This window comes from Pantoea sp. Acro-807, assembly GCF_011752675.1.
In the GTDB taxonomy this organism is placed as follows: Bacteria; Pseudomonadota; Gammaproteobacteria; order Enterobacterales; family Enterobacteriaceae; genus Pantoea; species Pantoea eucrina.
The window spans coordinates 1-683 of the sequence record NZ_VWXE01000022.1; the positions used below are offsets into that span (position 1 = coordinate 1).

The following is a 683-nucleotide window of genomic DNA, read 5'->3' on the forward strand; positions in this document are numbered from 1 at the left end:
ATTAGCACGTCCTTCATCGCCTCTGACTGCCAGGGCATCCACCGTGTACGCTTGGTCGCTTAACCTCACAACCCACAGGCGTTTTGAACGCTGTGAATCGCGATAATCTTGAGACCCGGCCGCATCGTTCTGCCACCCTTATTACGGAGGGTGACCGGACGCGGTCGTTTCAAATTTTCAGCTTGTTCCGGATTGTTAAAGAGCAATAACTTCGCAATGCACTCGAAAATGCATTCAGAAGTTGAGTATCAACGTGGGGACGTTGATGGTGGAGCTAAGCGGGATCGAACCGCTGACCTCCTGCGTGCAAGGCAGGCGCTCTCCCAGCTGAGCTATAGCCCCAATGATTCGCAAAACCCTTTACCCAATTCTTTCGAGTTCAAGGCGTGACGACGCGAAGCATAGTGAACTATGCGAGCCGTTGTCATAACGCAGAAATCGGGAGAATTTGGTAGGCCTGAGTGGACTTGAACCACCGACCTCACCCTTATCAGGGGTGCGCTCTAACCACCTGAGCTACAAGCCTGGAGAGAGTTTTACTGCTTCTTTAAATTTCATCAGACAATCTGTGTGAGCACTTCGCGGGAAGGTATCTTCAGGTAAGGAGGTGATCCAACCGCAGGTTCCCCTACGGTTACCTTGTTACGACTTCACCCCAGTCATGAATCACAAAGTGGTAAGCG

2 tRNA genes and 1 rRNA gene are annotated in these 683 nt (G+C 51.4%); all 3 read right to left on the reverse strand.

The window, feature by feature from the left end:
* Positions 1 to 266: 266 nt before the first annotated feature.
* A tRNA-Ala gene (locus F3J39_RS18675) sits at positions 267 to 342 on the reverse strand.
* A 107-nt stretch (positions 343 to 449) separates the two neighbouring features.
* Positions 450 to 526 (reverse strand) — tRNA-Ile (locus F3J39_RS18680).
* Positions 527 to 600: 74 nt separating this feature from the next.
* A 16S ribosomal RNA gene (locus tag F3J39_RS18685) occupies positions 601 to 683 on the reverse strand; the annotation flags it as partial.